Source organism: Acrocarpospora pleiomorpha, from assembly GCF_009687885.1.
Taxonomy (GTDB): domain Bacteria; phylum Actinomycetota; class Actinomycetes; order Streptosporangiales; family Streptosporangiaceae; genus Acrocarpospora; species Acrocarpospora pleiomorpha.
In genome coordinates this window covers 142,126-160,484 of sequence record NZ_BLAF01000008.1, presented here as the reverse complement: position 1 = coordinate 160,484, position 18,359 = coordinate 142,126, and the positions used below count along the sequence as shown (strand labels likewise).

Below are 18,359 nucleotides of genomic sequence, written 5' to 3'. Positions count from 1 at the left end.
ATGCTTGGCCGTGAACACCCAGGGCGGTCTCGACGAGGCCACGGCCCGGAAGCGGCGATGGCCGCGTTTCTTCCCGCCGGTCGAGCAGCGCGGGGGCTTGCTCGACCCTCGGGACCAAGCACTGCTATCGAGATCTGTCGCGTTTGGGGATCCCCATTTCGGTGCCGGAACGAATAATCTGGATCTCGTGACTGAGCAAAGCGCCGGTGAGATCCACGGGACTCTGCGAGCTTCAGACGCGGACCGTGACGCGGTGTCGGATCGTCTGCGGGTGGCCGCCGGTGAGGGCCGGATCACCCTGGACGAGCTGGAGGACAGGCTCGAAGGCGTGTATGCCGCCAAGACCTACGCCGAGCTTGACACCCTGGTCATGGATCTTCCGCAAGGCCGGTTGGTGCTGCCCGATGGCCAGGCGCTGGTCCTGGAGACTCGTTCCGGAAAGATCACGCAGGTGGGTCGCTGGGTGGTGCCCGAGCGGATCACGGCCTCGGTGACGATGGGCAGCATCACGATCGACTTCACCGAGGCGGTGTGCCGTCACCGGGAGGTGCACCTGGACGCCACCTGCGGGTCGGGCAGGATCATCGTCATCGTGCCGCGCGACTGGATCGCCGTCGTCGACGGGCTCGTCACGGGGATGGGCCATGTGATCAACAAGGCGCCTGGCTCCGCCGACATGAATGTGACGACGACACTGCGGTTGAGCGGCAAGCTCGGCATGGGTCGTATCAAGATCAGGTATCCAAGCCGCTGAAGCAACGACGCCATTGAGTCCGAAGCGGTCTGGATCGCGCCGATCGCTTGACGTGGTACGCCGTACTACGGCGGGGTACTATTCAGTCATGGATGCTCAGAGGTCTCGTCCGACCGAGGTGAGCGTGCGCCAGTTCGTCAACGACTCCGGTAGCGTCACGCGCGGCTTGCGCGAGGGGAAGCGGTACATCTTGACGATCAATGGTGAGCCGCTCGCCGAAGTCAAGCCGATCAAGCGTCGCCGGTTCGTTCCCACGGGTGAGGCGCAGGCTATCTTCGCCACCGCTCCGGCTGTCGATTGGGGCGAGGTACGGGCTGATCTGGACATGGTGATCGATGACGAGCTGCGTGATCCGTTCGAGGGGACCGGCCTGTGAGCCGACATGAGCGAGGAGTTCTGGACACGAACATCGTGGCCGCCTTCAAGCTTTTCGATCCCGCCGAGCTGCCCGTGGAGTCGGCGATCACCACCGTCACGCTCGGTGAGTTGTCGCGCGGGCCATACGCGACCGATGATCCGGTCAAGCGCGCGGGAAGGATCGCGGTGCTCCAGCATGCCGAGGCGGCGTTCGGTGATCCGCTGCCGTACGACGCGGAGGCGGCCCGGATGTTCGGACAGCTTTGTGCCGTCGTGTACGCGCAAGGTCGGCAGCCACGGAGCCGGACCGCCGACTTGATGATTGCCGCGACAGCCGCCAGCAACGAACTGCCGTTGTTCACCGCGAACCCCAAGGACTTCGACGGCTTGGAACGGCTGGTGGATGTGGTCGCCGTGATGCGCCCTCACGGCGCGACGGGCTAGCCGCACTCAGTGCGCGGCCAGGATCGCGGCGTTGACGAGTTTGGCGGCGCGGTCGGCGGTGCCGAATCCCCGGCGAGGGCCCGAATAGTACAGGGACGCTGTCACGTTGGCGGTTTTGAACATGACGGTTGTCTGGTGGTAGCCGTCGGCTTGGCGGGTCCAGCTGTAGGTGGCGTCGCCGACGGTCCGGGCGGCCCGCAGGCGGGTGGCGGGGGAACGTTTGGGCTCGTCCTCCATGTTCGCCCGGATCCCGTCGTACGCCGACTGGGTGATCTCCAGCGTCGTGAACTGGGTCTTCTGCAGGTTGATGAACGCGGTGTTGTTGGGGCCCGTCCACATGCACGAGCCGTGGGTCTGGAACTGGCGCTTGACCGCGCCGCCCAGGAGGACCCGCGCCTGGGCGGGAGTGAGGAGGTCACAGGCCTCCGGGTCAGCACGGAGCAATGGAGTCGCCTGGGCCGTGGGTTCGGACGATGGTTCGCCGGTGCTGGCGGTGGAGCTGCTCGTGCGCGGGGTGTCGGCGAAGGACGGGATCAGGTCGCCGCGCCACAGGACCACGCCGGTGACGGTGAGCAACGTCACCGCCAGGACGCCGCCGACGATGAGCGGTGCCGGGGAGCGACGGCGCGGGGCCGGCTGGGAAGGCACGGTGGGCCCGGTGGGGATTCCGCCTCCGGCGATCGCCTGGAACTGGGCGGCGGCATAGCCGGGCGGGCAGCGGCGCGCCGGGTCCTTCGCCAGGATCGCGGCCAGTACGGGCGCGAGCGGCCCCGCCAGCCGCATCGGATGCGGCTCGTGCATCAGCACCGCGGCCATGATCGCCGCAGGGTTCTCCCGATGGAACGCCGTGGTCCCCTCGACGGCCGTGTACAGCGTGGCGCCCAGCGACCACAGATCCGCCAGCGGCCCGTCAGGCTCGCCGCGCAGGCGTTCTGGAGCCATATATCCGGGCGAACCGCTCAGCAGGCCGGTCTGTGTCAGGGCCACGTCGCCCGCCACGGTCGCGATGCCGAAGTCGGTGAGCAGGACCCGGCCCTGGCCGGTGATCAGCACGTTGCCCGGTTTGACGTCCCGATGCAGGATGCCCATGGAATGCGCGGCGTTGAGCGCGTCCAGCATGGTCAGCCCGATCTCGGCCACCCGCTGCGGCGGCAGCGGCCCGCTCGTACGGACGATCTTGTCGAGGGACTGCCCCCGGACCAGCTCCATGATGATCCACGGACGCCCGCCGTCCAGGACCACGTCATGCACGGTCACGATCGACGGGTGGGAGCGCAGCCGCGCGGCGGCGCGGGCTTCGCGCAGGGTGCGCTCGCGCATCTCGACCAGCTGGGCTTCGCCGAGGTCGGGCGGAAGCAGCACTTCCTTGATCGCGACCTCTTGGCGGAGCAGTTCGTCCATGGCGTGCCAGACCGTGCCCATGCCGCCCTGGCCGATGGGGGAAATGAGCCGGTACCGTTCGGCGAGCAGGGTCACTTCGCGAATCCCCACAGAAGTCGGGGATCGGTAAAGTCCGCCACGGTGTTTCTCCTCAGGTGATCCGGCGGGTCAAACCGTACTTCATCCGACGGTGCCGGCTCATCCTGAATCTAGTGATGGACCTTTCTGCGGTGCCGTATCAGGGCGGCCACGCCCGCCGCGACAGCGGCCGCGGTCACGTAGCGGGCGCGGTGTTTCCGCGGCGGCGTCTCGGGGGCCAGCCGGGCAAGGATGGTTTCCGGTGGCGTTTCATGCCGGGTGTAGGCGGCGACGACGTCGTTGATGGGAGGCGCTTCGTTCATGCGTCTGGCGTTCTCGGCGAGGTCGTCGGATATGTCGGGCCTGCGTGGGGGTTCGATCGGCGGCCAGATCAGCATGGCGGGTGTCGGGTCGGCGGTGGACGGGGTCGCCGCCTCTGGCCGGGTGGTCGCCGCCGGCCGGATCTGGGGCACGTTGAGCGAGCCCAGGACGCTGTCCGGCAGCTGCTGTCCCATCTCCGCCCGCCGCGCCCCCACTTTGCCCGCCGTAATCGGCTCGGCCACCGCTCTCGGGTCAGTATCGGTCATCGACACACCCTCCCCTCGGCAATATCCACCTTTATGGTGGTTTAGCCCCCTACTAGGCCACCTACCCACGCCTCCCAGGCGAAACCATCGGGCCGGGGCAAATGTAACTTTCATCCACCTGGCCGTCGCCGCCCGCCAGGCCGGGAATCTTCCCAGATCCGGAGAGCAGGCGCACGTTCCTCGTGCCAACAGGTGGCTGGAACGTCGTGTGATGTATACCGTGACGGAGAACTCGCGCTGGTTCCGCCTGCGGTAAGGGTGGGAGCGTTCCCAAAGGTGCGTGAGTTCGAGTGGAACGGGGTCGCTTTTGTGGCTCCGTGTTTTTGGTCTGCCGATATTGGTCGTGCCGGAACAAGTAAAACCGTACCAAGCAAGATGGGAGCGCTCCCAGTGTTTCGTGCCCGTGGAGTTCATTCGGGGATCATGCCGTGACGCGGGCCGAACTCTCGCCTGCCCAGCGTTCCCGGCTCGCGCGACGCTTCCGGCAGGGCGCCGCCGCGCTGTCGATCCAGCGGCGTCCCGCGGACACGCCGCCCCCGCTGTCGTACGCCCAGGAGCGCCTCTGGTTCCTTGAGCAGTACGCCCCTGGCACCCCCGCCTACACCGTCCCTTTCGCCGTCCGGCTGAACGACGCGATCGACGAAGAGGCGATGGCCGAAGCGCTCAAGGACCTGACCGCCCGGCACGAGGCCCTGCGGATGCGGTTCACCGCCACCGAGGACGGCGACCCGCAGGTCCTGCCCGACGCCCCCGACGCCGAGTTCGCCGTGGACGACGACCTGTCGCGGCTGCGGCGGGAGCTGGACCGGCCGTTCGACCTGGAGCGCGGGCCGCTGATCCGGGTGCTCGTGATCAGGCTGGGCGCGAGCGAGTCGGTGCTGCTGCTGTCCATGCATCACAGCGTCACCGACGGCTGGTCGTGCGACATCGCGATGGAGGAGCTGTTCGCGCTCTACACGGCCAGGCGGGCGGGGACCGAGGCGCGACTGGCGCCGATCGCCGTGCAGTACGGCGACTACGCGCGCTGGCAGCGGGACCGCTCGCACGAGGCGGACATCGCCTACTGGCGGGGGCAGCTGGCGGGCCTGCCGCCGCTGGACCTGCCGGCCGACTTTCCCCGGCCGCCGGAGCAGCGGTGGGAGGGGGCGGCGTGTGACGTCTGGGCGGACGCCGAGCTGACCGAGGCGCTGACCCTGCTCGGGCGTAAGCACGGCGCGACCACGTATATGACGATGCTGGCCGCGTTCCAGGTGCTGCTGTCGCGGTTCTCCGGGCAGGAGGATTTCGCGATCGGGTCGCCGGTGTCGGGGCGGGATCTGCCCGAGCTTGAGCGGATGGTGGGGGTTTTCATTAACTCGCTGCCGATGCGTGCGGACCTGTCCGGGGATCCGACGTTCGCGGAACTGCTGGGGCGGACCCGGGAGACGGCGCTGGACGCGTACACGCATCAGGAGGTGCCGTTCGACCGGCTGGTGACCGAGCTGGCGGTCGAGCGGGACGTGTCCCGGTCGCCGGTGTTCCAGGTGCTGTTCTCGCTGCACAACTACCGGTCGAGCTGGCTGAAGACGCCGGGGCTCACGCTGGAGGCGTTTCCGGTTCCGACGGTTTCCAGCAGGTTCGACCTGGCGCTGTACCTGTTCGAGACGCCGGGCGGGCTGACGGGGACGTTCATCTATTCCACGGCGCTGTTCCGGCCCGCGACGATGGAGCGGCTGAACGCGTGTTTCGGCAGGCTGCTGCGGTCGATCGTGGCCGATCCTGACGTGCGGATCTCGGCGCTGGACATGCTCGCGCCGGAGCAGGCCGCCGAGGTCCTGACGTTCGGGACGGGCAAGCCGCCGACGCCGTTCACCTCGGCGGGAACGTTGCACGGGGCGATTTCCGCCCAAGCCGCTCGTACGCCCCTGACCACGGCGGTCGTCTGCGGCGAGAAGTCGCTGACCTACGCGGAGCTGGACGAGCTCGCCGAAGGGCTGGCGAACCGGCTGCTGCGGCTGGGGGCGGGGCCGGGAAGCCGGGTGGGGATCTGCCTGGAGCAGTCGGTGGAGTCGGCGGTGGCGGTGCTCGGCGTGCTCAAGTCGGGCGCGGCGTATCTGCCGCTGGATCCCGAGCATCCGCGGGAGCGGCTCGCGTTCGTGTTGTCGGACGCGGGGGCGGAGCTGGTCGTCACGGACAGCACGCTGCTCGACCGCCTTCCTGGCGGGGTCAGCCCGGTCCTGGTCGGCGAAGGGGACGTGAAACGCGCGAAGATCCACCAGACCGCTCCGGACCTCGCGTATGTGATCTACACCTCCGGGACGACCGGGCGGCCGAAGGGTGTCGCCGTCCAGCATTCCGAAGTCATGACATATCTGGCGGGCGTACACGAACGATTCGGGATAGAACCGGGCGCGTCATTCGCGCTGCTGCAATCGCTGGCGTTCGACTTCGCGGTGACGGTCTTCTACCTGTGCCTGATGACCGGCGGCACCCTCAACCTGATCCCCGCCCGCACAGCAGGCCCCGACTTAGCCGCATATTTCCGGAAAAAACCGGCGGACTATCTCAAGATCACGCCATCGCATCTGGCCGCGCTGTCCGCCGACACGCCACCCGCCGACCTACTCCCCCGGCGGCTGCTGATCCTCGGCGGCGAGGCGGCCGACGCCACCTGGGCAGGCGAACTCGCCCAGATCTGCCCGGTCGTCAACCACTATGGCCCGACCGAAGCCACGGTGGGCGTCACGACGTACACGATCGAAGGCCCGCACGACCACGGCACGCTCCCCATCGGCAAACCCCTCCCCGGCGCGCGCGTGCACGTCCTCGACCGGCACCTGCGCCCGGTCCCCGCGGGCGTCCCCGGCGAGGTCTATCTCGGCGGCCCCCGCCTGGCCCGCGGCTACCTGAACAGCCCCGCGCTCACCGCCGCGAACTTCCTCCCCGACCCGTACGGCGAGCCCGGCGCCCGCATGTACCGCACCGGCGACCTCGCCCGCTGGCTGCCCTCCGGCGACCTGGACTTCCTCGGCCGCCGCGACCACCAGATCAAAATCCGCGGCTACCGGGTCGAACCCGCCGAGATCGAAGCCGTCATCGGCGGCGCCTGCGTCGTCGTCCCCCGCAACGGCCGCCTGGTCGCCTACCTCACCGGCACTCCCGTCCCCGACGAGGAACTCCGCGACCGCCTGGGACAAACCCTCCCCGACTACATGATCCCCACCCAGTTCATCTGGCTGGCGGAACTCCCCCTCAAATCCCACGGCAAGATCGACCGCGACAAACTCCCCGAACTCGCCGCGCTCCCAGCGGCCGAGCACATCCCCCCGGCCACCGAATCCGAGCGCATCGTCGCCGCCATCTGGACCGACCTGCTCGACGCCGAGCAAGTCGGCGCGCTCGACGACTTCTTCGACCTCGGCGGCCACTCGCTACTGGCCATGCGCGTGATCGCCCGCCTCCGCAAGGCCGTCCCACACCGGACCGTGACCGTGCTCGACCTGTTCAAACACCGCACGGCACGCGCCCTGGCCCGCCTCCTCGACACCGGCGACAGCGGCCCGAAACGTTTCCTGCACCGATTCACGCCACCCCGCAAACTGACAAAAGGAACCCTGGTCTGCGCGCCGTACGGCGGCGGCAGCGCGGTCATCTACAAACCGCTGGCCGACGTGATGCCGGACGACTGGCAGCTCCTCTCCATCGCCGTCCCCGGCCACGAACTGGGCGAGCAGGGCCGCCCAATCCCCGAGGTCGCCGACGGCTGCGTGGCCGAGATCCTGGAGAACGTGCAAGGCCCGCTCGTCCTGTACGGCCATTGCGGCCTGGGCGTCATGCTCACCGTGGACATCGCCCGCAAACTGGAGGCGGCCGGCCGCGAGGTGGACGCCGTCTACCTGGGCGGCATCTTCCCGTTCGGCCGCCCGAGGGGCCGCCTGGCCGGGCTCTCCCGCGTCATGGAGCGCCTGCGCAGCGACCAGATCTGGGCCAACGCCCTGCAAGCGGCCGGCCTGGACATCGACGAACTCGAACCCGCCCAGCTCAAGCTCGTGATCGAGAACCGCAGGCGGGGCACCCGCGAGGCCGAGCAGTACTTCACGAACCTGTTCGAGCAGGGCATAGCCCGCCTGCGCGCCCCCGTCATCTCGGTGGCGGGCGAGCGCGACCCGGCCTGCGAGTTCTACCAGGAGCGCTACCGCGAGTGGCACCTGCTGAGCGACTGCGCCGCCGGGGTGGTGCTCGACGAAGCCGGGCACTTCTACCTGAAGTACCGCGCCGAGGAACTGGCCGCGATCGTCACCGGCACCCACAAAGCGATCGCCGAGGACGCCACCGAGCCGCTCCGCCGCACCGAGCGGTCCACCTGGTGGCTGCAAGGCCTGTCCCGCAAGGACGTGGCGGCCGACGAGGACGGGCTCGCGCTCGGCCCCAGCCCGAGCATGCGCCGCTTCTTCGCCGTCGCCGCCGGACAGCTGATCTCGTGGACGGGCTCGGCGCTGACCGACTTCGCCATCCCGGTCTGGATCTACCTCACCACCGGTTCGCTGGCCGACTTCACGATGTTCGCGGTGCTCGGGCTGGTGCCCGGCATGCTGGTGTCGCCGCTGGCCGGGGCGATCGTGGACCGGTACGACCGGCGCACCATCATGATCCTCGGCGATCTGGCCGCGGGCGGGGTGCAGCTGATCCTGGGCGTCCTGGCGTGGACCGGCAACCTCCAGGTGTGGCACATCTATCCGCTGATCGTGGCGCTGTCGCTGGCGCTCACGTTCCAGCGGTTCGCGTACATGTCGGCGGTCCCGCAGCTGGTGCCCAAGCAGTACCTGGGCCACGCCAACGGCGTCGTGGCGACCGTGAGCGGGTCGGCCATGCTGCTGGTGCCGCTGCTGGCGGTGGGGCTGCTGTCGGTGATCGGCCTCGGCGGCATCCTCGCGCTGGACGTGCTCAGCTACGTGGTGGCGACCCTCGTGGTGGTCTTCGTGCGGTTCCCCAGGACTATGGCGTGGCGGCGCAGGGAGGGGCTGCTCGCCGAGATCGCGGGCGGCGTCCGGCACTCGTGGGGCAACGTCAACTTCCGGGCCATGCTGCTCTGGTTCGCGGTGCTCAACGTGTTCCTCGCGCCTCTGTGGCTGATGTTCACGCCGCTGGTGCTGTCCTTCGCGGCGCTCGCCGACATCGCGCGGGTGTCGCTGGCCGGCGGGGTGGGCGGCCTGCTCGGCGGCCTGGTGATGAGCGTCTGGGGCGGGCCGCGCAAACACCGGCTGCGCGGGGTGTTCCTGGCCACGCTGGGCTTCGCGGTGTTCTGCGGGGTGGTGGGGGCCCGCCCGGACCTGACCCTGATCGCGGCGGGCGCGTTCGGCATGGCGTTCTGCATGACCCTGATCAACGGCCAGTACGCGACCATCATCCAGGTCAAGGTGCCGCAGCGGTTCCACGGCCGGGTGATCGCGCTGAACACGCTGGTGGCCTGGTCGACCCTGCCGTTCGGCTACATCGTGGTCGTGCCGTACGGGTCGGAGCTGTTCAGGCACATCGGCGAGGCGGCCGGCATCGGCGCGGACCGCGGCATCGGCCTGCTCTACCTGGTCTGCGGCCTGGCGATCGCGGTCATCGCGCTGGCCGCGCTGCGGATCAGGCGGCTGGCCCGTTTCGACGAGGAGGTGCCGGACGCGGTGCCCGATGACCTGGTTGGCACACAGGCGCTGAAGCGCCGGCTCGAGAAGGTCGCGTCATGACCCCCGAGGACCGCGCGGAGCTGGTCAAACGGCTGGCGGAGCTGCCGCTGGCGCGGCGGGAGGCGCTGCGCAGGTCGCTGGCCGAGCAGGCGGACGGGATGGCCTGGCCGCTCTCCTCCGGCCAGGAGCGGCTGTGGTTCCTCAGCAGGTTCGACCCGGCCGACACCGGCTACCACATGATGTGGCATGTCCGGCTGCACGGCGCGGTGGACCACGCCGGGCTGGTCTGGGCGTTCTCCCGGATCGTGGCCAGGCACGAGGTGCTGCGCACCCGGTTCCTGCTGCGGGGCGACCGGCCCGCGCAGGTGGTGCGGGAGCCGGAGCAGGTCCCGGTGGAGCGGATGGACGGCGGCGAGCAGGCCGTGGTCGGGTTCGTCAACCGGCCCTTCGACCTGAGCAGGGACCTGCCGATCCGGGTGGCGCTGATCGGCGACGGGGACGCGCACCTGCTCTGCATGGTGATCCACCACATCGCCGGCGACGCCTGGTCGCTGGACGTGCTCATGCGCGAGCTGGCCGAATGTTATGCCGCCTACCAGGAAGGCCGGGAACCCGACCTGCCCGCCCTCCCCCTGCAATACCGGCATTTCGCGGTATGGGAGCGGAAGCGGCAGGACCCGCGCGCCCTGGAGTGGTGGGCCGAGTGGCTCGCCGGGGTGCCGCCGCTGGACCTGCCCGCCGACCGGCCGCGGCCCAAGCGGTGGAGCGGACGGGCGGTCCGCCAGTACGTGTCGGTGCCCGACGACGCCGCGACCAGGCTGGAGGACCTGGCCAAGCAGGAGCGCTGCACGCCGTTCATGGCGCTCGTGGTGGCGTTCCAGGCGAGCATGGGCCTGCGGGCGGGGCAGGAGGACTTCTGCGTGGGCGTGCCGGTGCACGGGCGCGGCCGGGCCGAGTTCGCGCCGCTGATCGGCTGCTTCTCCAACACGATCGCGCTGCGCGCCGACCTGTCCGGCGACCCGACCTTCCGCGAGCTGCTGCGCCGGGCCAGGGGGCCGTTCCTGCGGGCGCTGCAGAACTCCGACACGCCGTTCGAGCGGGTGCTGAACGCGGTCCAGCCGCCCCGGGATCTGAGCCGCCCGCCGCTCTGTCAGGTGGTGTTCAACCTGACGCACGATCTGCCGAAGGCCGACCTGTTCCGTACCACGCTGGGCGATCTGCGGGTGGAGACGTGCGAGCCGCTGCGGGTCACCCAGGCCAGGGCGGAGATCTTCGGGGAGATCTACCGGGACGCCGGCGGCGTCGGCGGCTGGCTCGAATACAACAGCGACCTGTTCTCCGCCGAGACGGGTCACCTGATCGGGGAGACCTTCACCGGCCTGGTCCATCGGGCGGGCAAACACCCGGACCTGCGCCTATCTCTCCTTAAAGTCTCAACTGAAAGGCATGTGAGATGAGCCTGCTGGCGCGATGGCGTGACCTGACCCCGGACGCGGTCGCGGTGAGCGGCCCCGGCGGGGACCTGACCTACGCCGAGCTGCATCGCCGGGTGAGCGCGCTGGCGGGGGTCCTGCGCGGGCGCGGGGTCCGGCCGGAGGTTCCGGTCGGTCTCTGCCTGGAGCGGACCACCGGCATGCTGGTCGCGATGCTGGCGGTGTGGGCGGCGGGCGGCGCGTACGTGCCGCTCGACCCGGCCTTCCCGGAGGACCGGCTGCGGCTGATGCGCCAGGACGCGGGGATCCGGCTGGTGCTGACCCAGCCGGGCGTGGACGAGCGGCTGGTCGCGGGCGTGCCCGAGGTGCTGACGATCAGCGAGGGCGGGCTGGCGGCCAAGGACGCCGAGCCGGGCCTGTGGCCGCACGGCGATCTGGCGTACCTGATGTACACCTCCGGCTCGACCGGCCGCCCGAAGGGGGTGGCGGTGCCGCACCGCGCGGTCACCCACCTGATCGAGTCGTTCGCGGACACGCTGAAGCCGGCCCCCGGCGACGTCTGGCTGGCGGTGACGACCCTGTCGTTCGACATCTCCGTGCTGGAGCTGCTGCTGCCGCTGGCCTGCGGCGCCCGGGTGGTGATCGCGGCGGACACCGCCGACGGCAAGGCGCTGCGCGAGCTCGCGATCGCCCAGGGGGTGACGATCATGCAGGCCACCCCGGCCGGATGGCGGGTCCTGCTCGAATCCGGCGGCGTGCCGGAACAGATCGCGACCCGCCTGTGCGGGGGCGAGGCGCTGCCCCGCGACCTCGCCGACGCGCTGCTCGCCGACGGGGTGCGGCTGTGGAACGTGTACGGCCCCACCGAGACCACGGTCTGGTCCGCCGCGGGCCTGGTCGCGCCAGCGCCCGCCCCGGTCACCCTCGGCGACCCGGTCGGCGACACCGGCCTGTACGTGCTCGCCGAGGACGGCTCCCCCGCCGAGGAGGGCGAGCTGCACATCGGCGGCGCGGGCGTCGCCCGCGGCTACCGGGGCCTGCCGCGCATGACCGCCGCGCGTTTCCTGCCCGACCCGTTCAGCCCGCGTCGCGGCACCCGCATGTACGCCACCGGCGACCTCGTCCGCCGCACGGCAGCCGGTCTGGAATACCTCGGCCGGGCCGACCAGCAGGTCAAGGTGCGCGGCTTCCGCATCGAGCTCGGCGAGATCGAGACCGCGCTCCGCTCCGGCGTCGAGATCCGCCAGGCCGCCGCGGCCGTGCACCCCGGCCCGGACGGCACGCTCAGGCTGGTCGCTTATGTGGTGCCGCAGGAGGCCGACCCCGGCGCGCTCTGGCCGGTGCTGCGCGAGCGCCTGCGCAGGACGCTGCCGGAATACATGGTGCCCGCGCACCTGGTCGTGCTCGAGGCGCTGCCGCTCACCCCCAACGGCAAGCTCGACCGGGCCGCGCTGCCGCCACCCGCCTGGACCAGGGTGGGCACCGTCCCCTACCGGGAGCCGGCCACCCCGGTCGAGCAGGAGCTGGCCGCCATCTGGGGGGAGGTGCTCGGCGTGGCCGAGCCGATCGGCGCCGACGACGACTTCTTCGACCTGGGCGGGCACTCGCTGGCCGCCACCCAGATCATCGCCAAGATCCAGGCGCGGTTCGCCATCGTGGTGCCGATCGTGCTGCTCTTCGAGCATTCCACGGTCGCCGCCCTGGCCCGCGAGATGGAGCTGTTCGACCCGGACGAGCTGGACCTGGACGAGGTGGCCTCACTCCGCGACCAGCTGGACGGGCTCAGCGCCGAGGACCTGGCCGCCATCTTCGACGACCTGGCGGCCGGGTCATGAAAGCACCCCTCTCCCCCGCCCAGGAGCGCCTGTGGGTGCTCCAGCGGCTCAAGCCCGACAACTCCGCCTACAACTGCCATCTGGTACGGCGACTGCGCGGCCCACTCGACCGGACCGCCGTGGACCGCGCGGTCGCCCTAGTGGCGGCCCGGCACGAGAGCCTGCGCACCCGCTTCGTCGAGGAGGAAGGCGTGCCGTGGGCGGTGGCGGGCCCGCCGCCCACGGTGGACTGGCACCGGGCGGGTGGCGAGGCCGAGGCGGAGGAGCTGGTCGCCGAGCTGGTGGGGCGCCCGTTCGACCTGTCGGCGGGGCCGCCGGTGCGGATCTCGGTGATCGAGATCGGGCCGCTGGAGCACGTGCTGTGTGTGGTGCCGCACCACATCATCGTGGACGGCTGGTCGCTGCAGATCCTCCTGGCCGACCTGGCCGAATGTTACGACGCCTCGGTGGCGGGGCGGGAGCCCAGGCTGGCGCCGCTGCCGATCCAGCCCAGCGACTACGCGCGCTGGCAGCGCAGGCGGGACGAGCGCGCGGTGCCGTTCTGGCTGGAACGCCTGGCCGACCCGCCGCCGCCCGACCTTCCGTTCCGTGCGGTGGGAGCGGCGAGCGGGCGGGGCGGGTTCCACCTGATGGAGCTCTCGCCCGAGGTGGTGCGCGGGCTCGAGCGGGTGGGCCGGGAGCGGCGGGCGACGCTGTTCATGGTGCTCACGGCCGGCTACCTGGCCCTGATCTCCCGGCACACCGGGCAGCGCGACGTGCTGGTGGGCACGGCGGTGGCGGCCAGGGAACGGGCCGGGCTCGAGGCGATCGTCGGGTTCGTCTCGCAGGTCGTGGCGCTGCGCGGGGATCTGAGCGACGACCCGGGCTTCGCCGAGCTGGTGGACCGAGTCCGGGCGGACGCGGTGACGGCGCTCGGCCGGCCGGGCGTGCCGTTCGAGCGGTTCGCGCAGCCCGCCGAGACGCTGGTGCCGAGCCTGTTCATCCTGCACAACCAGACGCCGGGCAAGGACGGGTCGTTCGGCGGGCTCACCATGAGCCAGTTCGAGGCGGGGTACCGGCAGGCCAAGCTGGACCTCAACATCGACGCCTGGCATGACGGCAGCCGGATCCTGGTGTCGTTCAACTACGACACCGCGCTGTTCCGTGAGGCCGATGTCCGGCTGATGGGCGAACGTTTCCTGCGGCTGCTGGAGTCGGCGGCGGCGGATCCTCGGGTGCCGGTGTCGCGGCTGGCGATGGCCGATCCAGTGGCCGCTCCGGTGATGGAACCGATACAGGAGGCCGCGTTCGCGCTGGGTGGCCCTCCCGACGCGGTCGCGTTGATCTGCGGGGACGAGCGGGTGAATTACGGGGAGCTGGACGCTCGGGTGGCGGAGATCGCCCGAGGGCTGCTCTCGGGGGTAAGGCCTGGGGATCTTGTGGGGGTATGCCTGCCAAGGTCGGTGGAGGCGATCGCGACGCTGCTGGCGGTGTGGCGGTTGGGGGCCGCGTATCTGCCGCTGGATCCGGACGATCCGGATGATCGCATCGCGTTGCTGGCCGAGCCCGCGCACTGGATCGTCACCGCCGAAGGCGTCACTCGGGGCGCGGGCGCACTCCGGTATTCGGGGGCCGCGTACGTGATTCCCACGTCGGGGACGACCGGGGTGCCGCGTGGGGTGGTCGCGGAGCGGGCCGGGGTTGAGGCGCGGGTCGCGTGGATGCGGGAGGCGTACCAGATCGGGCCGCGGGATCGGGTGGTGCAGTTCTCGGCGCTGAGTTTCGACGCGCATGTGGAGGAGATGTTTCCGGCGCTGGCGGCGGGGGCGGCGCTGGTGCTGCTGCCCGACGGGGCGGCCACGCTGCCGGACCTGCTGCGGTCGGGGCCGGAAGTGACCGTGCTGGACCTGCCTACCGCGTACTGGCATCGGCTGGTGGACGTGCTCGACGAGATCGCCTGGCCGGCCGGGTTGCGGCTGGTGGTCCTGGGCGGCGAGCAGGTCATGGCGGCGTCGGTGCGGCGGTGGCGTGATCGGTTCGGGGATACGGTGCGGCTGGTCAACTCGTACGGGCCGACCGAGGCGACGGTGATCGCGACCCTCGCCGACCTGGGGGCGGAGGACGCGCGGCGGCGGCCGTCCATCGGGGCGGCCATCGGGGGCGCGTCGGCGGTCGTGCTCGACGATCAGGGTTTGGCGGCGCCGGCCGGGGTGGTGGGCGAGCTCGCTCTTGGCGGGGTCGGGGTGGCGCGGGGTTATGCCGGGCTGCCGGGGTTGACCGCGAGCCGGTTCGTGCCGGATCCGCACAATCCGGGCGGGCGGCGGTATCTCACCGGGGATCGGGCGCGGTGGCGGGCCGACGGGCGGCTGGAATTCCTCGGTCGGGCGGACGACCAGCTCAAAGTGCGCGGATTCCGGATCGAACCGGGCGAGGTCGAGAGCCATCTGCTCGCCCATCCCGAAGTGGCGCAGGCGTACGTGACGGCGCGGCAGGACGATCTGGTGGCCTACTACGCGGGCACCGCCGATCCGGTGGACCTGCGGGCCGATCTGGTGGCGCGGCTGCCCCGGCACCTGGTGCCGACCGTGTGGGCCCGGATGGACGCGCTGCCGCTCACCAAGGGCGGCAAGGTCGACCGGGCGGCGCTGCCGGAGCCGGGCAGGCCGGGGGCGGCCGAGCGGGTGCTGCCGCGCACCGACGCGGAGGGGTTCGTGGCCGCCATCTGGTGCGGGCTGCTGGGAGTGCCCGAAGTAGGAGTGTTCGAGGACTTCTTCGAGCTGGGCGGGCATTCGCTGCTGGCGACCCGGATGGCGGCCAGGATCCGGGCCGGGCTCGGGGTGGAGGTGCCGATCCGCACCCTGTTCGACAAGAGCACGGTGGCGGAGCTCGCCGAGGTCCTGGAGGATCTGCTGCTGGCCGAAATGGCGGAGGAGTGATCTCGCCGGATCTGCGGGCCGCCCTGCTGGACCGGCTCGCCAGGGTGCCGCCCGAACGGCGGGAGGCACTACGGCGCACCCTCGGGGAGAAGAGAGGGGTGCCGGCGCCGCTGTCGACCGGGCAGGAGCGGGTGTGGTTCCTCAGCGCGTTCGACCCCGAGGACACCAGCTATCACGTGCCGTGGTGCGTGTGGCTGCGCGGTCCTGTACTGCCGGAGTTGCTCGCGGGGGCGTTCACGCGGATCGCCGCGCGGCACGAGGTGCTGCGGGCCCGGTTCCGGATGACGGGTGCGGGGCCCCGGCAGTTCATCCTGCCGCCCGGGCCGGTCACGCTGGAACGGCGGGAACTGCTGGGGGATCCGGCGGTGGTGGTGGACGCGTTCGTGAACCGTCCGTTCGACCTGGAGACGGAGCCGCCGTGGCGGGTGGCGCTGCTGCGGGTGGTCGACGATCACATGCTGCTGTGCATCGTGCTGCATCACATCGCGGCCGACGGGTGGGCGCTGGACGTGCTGATGCGGGAGCTGGCCGAGTGTTACACCGCCGCCGTGGAAGGGCGGGAGCCGGAATTGCCGGAACTTGCCATGCCGTACACGGCGTTCGCGGCCTGGGAACGGGAACGGGACGTCGGCCCACAGGTGGCGTTCCTGGCCGAGCGACTGTCCGGAACGCCCTCCCTGAACCTGCCCGTCGACCATGCGCGCCCGTCACGATGGACCGGGCATGGAGCCGCGGTGCGCTTCCACGTGGCGGCCGAGACCATGCGGGGGGTCGAGCGATTCTCACGGCACTCCCGGTGCACACCGTTCATGGTGCTGATGGCCGCCTTCCAGGCCACACTCGGCCGAGCGGCCGCGCAAAAGGACTTCTGCGTCGGCGTGCCAGTCGCCGGAAGATCCAAGTCCGAGTACGCCCCGATGATCGGCTCCTTCGCCAACACGCTAGCGGTTCGAGCCGATTTATCAGGAAATCCAGGACCAGAAGAGCTGGTCAGACGCGTCAGAAAAACCGTGATCGAGACAATGACACGCGCGGACACACCCTACGAGAAGGTGATCGCCGCTCTACGACTCCCACGCGACCTGAGCAGACTCCCGCTATGCCAGGCAACATTCGCCCTACAAAACACACCACAAAACGACATGCTCCGCCCCTCAATCGGCAACCTAACCGCCGAGTTCTACCCCGGCCCCGGCTCCCGCTACACCAAGGCCGAGGTAGCCGTACAGATGTGGCCCCAGGCCAACGGCCTCGCCGGCATCCTCGACTACAGCACCGACCTGTTCAGACCCTCATCAATGCGAGCCCTCGCCGATCAGTTCACCGAAACGATCGGCACGTTCACCGTTTAACCGCACGGAGCACCACGAACTTTGGGTCGCTGGCGATCAGGTCGCAGTTGCCGAAGACGCGGCGGAGTTTGATGTGGTAGCCGAGGTGGCGGTTGCCGATGACGTAGAGTTCGCCGCCGGGGCGTAGGGCGCGGCGGGAGCCGGTGAACATTTCCCAGGCGGTGGCGTCGCCGATGGCCCGATGGCTGTGGAACGGCGGGTTGTTCAGGACGAGGTCCACGCTGCCGGGCGATATTTCCGACATGCCGTCGGTGACGAGGAAACGGCCGGGCGCTGACGTATTGGCATGGAAGGTCGCCTCCGCCGAGGCCACCGCGTGGTAGGACTCGTCCACGAACGTCACTTCCGCACCCGGATCGGCCAGCGCGGCGGCCAGCCCGACCACCCCGTTCCCGCAACCGAGATCCACGACCTGCCCGCTCCGCACCGGGAGATGGCGCAACAGGAACCGCGTCCCGATATCGAGCCGGTCCGCGCAGAACACCCCCGCGTGATTGGTTACGGTCCGCCCCGAAACCACGCCGACATCCTGAGGGAGCACATAGGTCCGCGGCCACGAGCTGCCGATGCGCTTGATCCCCATGTCCGGCGTACAGAAGATGAGCCGCGCCTTCCGCACCGCCAGCGACGTCCTGGTCGGACCGAGAATCCGCTCGAACAACGTCAACGTGGACGTGTGAATCTCCGTGACCATCCCCGCCCCGACGATCACCGTTCCCTCATGAACCGAGGGCGCGAGCCTGCGCAGCTGATCCTCCAGCAGCGCCAAACTCTTCGGCACCCGAACCACCAGCACATCGATCCGCTCCGGCAGCAAATCCAGCGTCGAAAGCAGCCGCGGCCCCGCCACCCCATTGAGCTCCAGGTTCAACCGCGTCGCCCGCTGAGCAAGAAACGAATCACTGACCTGACTAGGCCCCCACTCCGCCAGCGCGGTAGAAATCGCCCCCCACCGATCCCCGAAAACCACCACCTCACCCGGCAACTCCACCGTCTCCGCCAGATGACGCAACAGATACTCATCAGCCGCATCCCAGGCCCGAAGCCCATCACGACCATTCCCGGTGGCTCGGACGAGCTCAAACTCCCCCACCGGCGTCACGAGACTACTCATCGCCCACCAGGCTTTCCCATTCGATTAGCGAACCGTAGTGATCATGCGGCATAGTGTCACATGCACACCCGGCGCCCAGGCGACGTCGGGTACCCTCCCCGGTCAGGCCGTGCACGTCTGACCGGTCAGCGTCCGGAGGGACGTGCTCACACGGGCCGTGGCTAGGACCATCGGCACCAGGGCACGAAGACGATTGGTGCGTGCCGGGCATATCGCCAGGCACCGATTCTGTGGAACACACAGGATCGCTAAGCCAATCAGAGACGCTAGCGCTCCCCCACGACCCAGCAAGCAACGTGCACCAACCCAGTCCAGCAGGCAAACACGTCATACCAGGCCAGACCGATAGCTAGCAGGCAGGCAGAGTGACGCATGACCATACCATCCTGCATCGCGGAGAATTGAACACGTCAAACGGAACGCCCCACACCTCTTCGCGCCGGGGGCGAAGACCCG

The 18,359-nt window shown here is 70.0% G+C and carries 11 protein-coding genes; 8 read left to right on the top strand and 3 right to left on the bottom strand.

The annotated features are described in order from the left end of the window. The first annotated feature begins 187 nt into the window (after positions 1–187). The 3 genes from Aple_RS07915 (at position 188) to Aple_RS07905 (ending at position 1,555) form a co-directional block, all read left to right on the top strand. Positions 188–754, top strand: coding sequence for a DUF1707 SHOCT-like domain-containing protein (locus Aple_RS07915; protein WP_170321336.1), 567 nt, complete (start codon positions 188–190; stop codon positions 752–754). Between the two features lie 124 nt (positions 755–878). Continuing rightward, positions 879–1,130: a prevent-host-death protein gene (locus Aple_RS07910; RefSeq protein WP_155343831.1), complete on the top strand. Its 252-nt coding sequence runs from the start codon at positions 879–881 to the stop codon at positions 1,128–1,130. A 35-nt stretch (positions 1,131–1,165) separates the two neighbouring features. Further along, a complete protein-coding gene (locus tag Aple_RS07905; protein WP_246264234.1) occupies positions 1,166–1,555 on the top strand; it encodes a type II toxin-antitoxin system VapC family toxin in 390 nt (129 codons plus the stop codon). Between the two features lie 6 nt (positions 1,556–1,561). Here the strand turns inward: Aple_RS07905 and Aple_RS07900 are convergent, their stop codons facing one another. Both Aple_RS07900 and Aple_RS07895 read right to left on the bottom strand, forming a co-directional pair. Then, positions 1,562–3,031 carry a serine/threonine-protein kinase gene (locus tag Aple_RS07900; RefSeq protein ID WP_155343829.1) on the bottom strand — a complete coding sequence of 490 codons (1,470 nt, stop codon included), beginning with the start codon at positions 3,029–3,031 and terminating at the stop codon, positions 1,562–1,564. Positions 3,032–3,144: 113 nt separating this feature from the next. After that, positions 3,145–3,600 (bottom strand): hypothetical protein, encoded by a 456-nt coding sequence (locus Aple_RS07895; RefSeq protein WP_155343828.1) that lies wholly within the window; start codon positions 3,598–3,600, stop codon positions 3,145–3,147. Positions 3,601–4,028: 428 nt separating this feature from the next. Here Aple_RS07895 and Aple_RS07890 point away from each other — a divergent pair, with 428 nt between their 5' ends. The 5 genes from Aple_RS07890 to Aple_RS07870 are packed head-to-tail and all read left to right on the top strand — an operon-like array spanning position 4,029 to position 16,789. Next, on the top strand, positions 4,029–9,314 hold the full coding sequence (locus Aple_RS07890) for a non-ribosomal peptide synthetase/MFS transporter (protein ID WP_155343827.1): 5,286 nt from the start codon (positions 4,029–4,031) through the stop codon (positions 9,312–9,314). Continuing rightward, positions 9,311–10,711 (top strand): condensation domain-containing protein, encoded by a 1,401-nt coding sequence (locus Aple_RS07885; RefSeq protein WP_155343826.1) that lies wholly within the window; start codon positions 9,311–9,313, stop codon positions 10,709–10,711. Before Aple_RS07890 ends, Aple_RS07885 begins: the two co-directional genes overlap by 4 nt. Further along, on the top strand, positions 10,708–12,522 hold the full coding sequence (locus tag Aple_RS07880) for a non-ribosomal peptide synthetase (RefSeq protein ID WP_155343825.1): 1,815 nt from the start codon (positions 10,708–10,710) through the stop codon (positions 12,520–12,522). Before Aple_RS07885 ends, Aple_RS07880 begins: the two co-directional genes overlap by 4 nt. Beyond that, complete coding sequence (locus Aple_RS07875; protein WP_155343824.1) at positions 12,519–15,437, top strand: condensation domain-containing protein; 2,919 nt, start codon at positions 12,519–12,521, stop codon at positions 15,435–15,437. Before Aple_RS07880 ends, Aple_RS07875 begins: the two co-directional genes overlap by 4 nt. Then, entirely contained in the window at positions 15,434–16,789 is a 1,356-nt protein-coding gene (locus Aple_RS07870) for a condensation domain-containing protein (protein ID WP_155343823.1), read from the top strand. The genes Aple_RS07875 and Aple_RS07870 overlap by 4 nt, the downstream gene beginning before the upstream one ends. Here Aple_RS07870 and Aple_RS07865 read toward each other — a convergent pair. Next, the gene (locus tag Aple_RS07865; protein ID WP_155343822.1) at positions 16,779–17,903 is read right to left on the bottom strand and encodes a methyltransferase; all 1,125 of its coding nucleotides are present in this window, start codon (positions 17,901–17,903) and stop codon (positions 16,779–16,781) included. The genes Aple_RS07870 and Aple_RS07865 overlap by 11 nt on opposite strands. Positions 17,904–18,359: the final 456 nt, after the last annotated feature.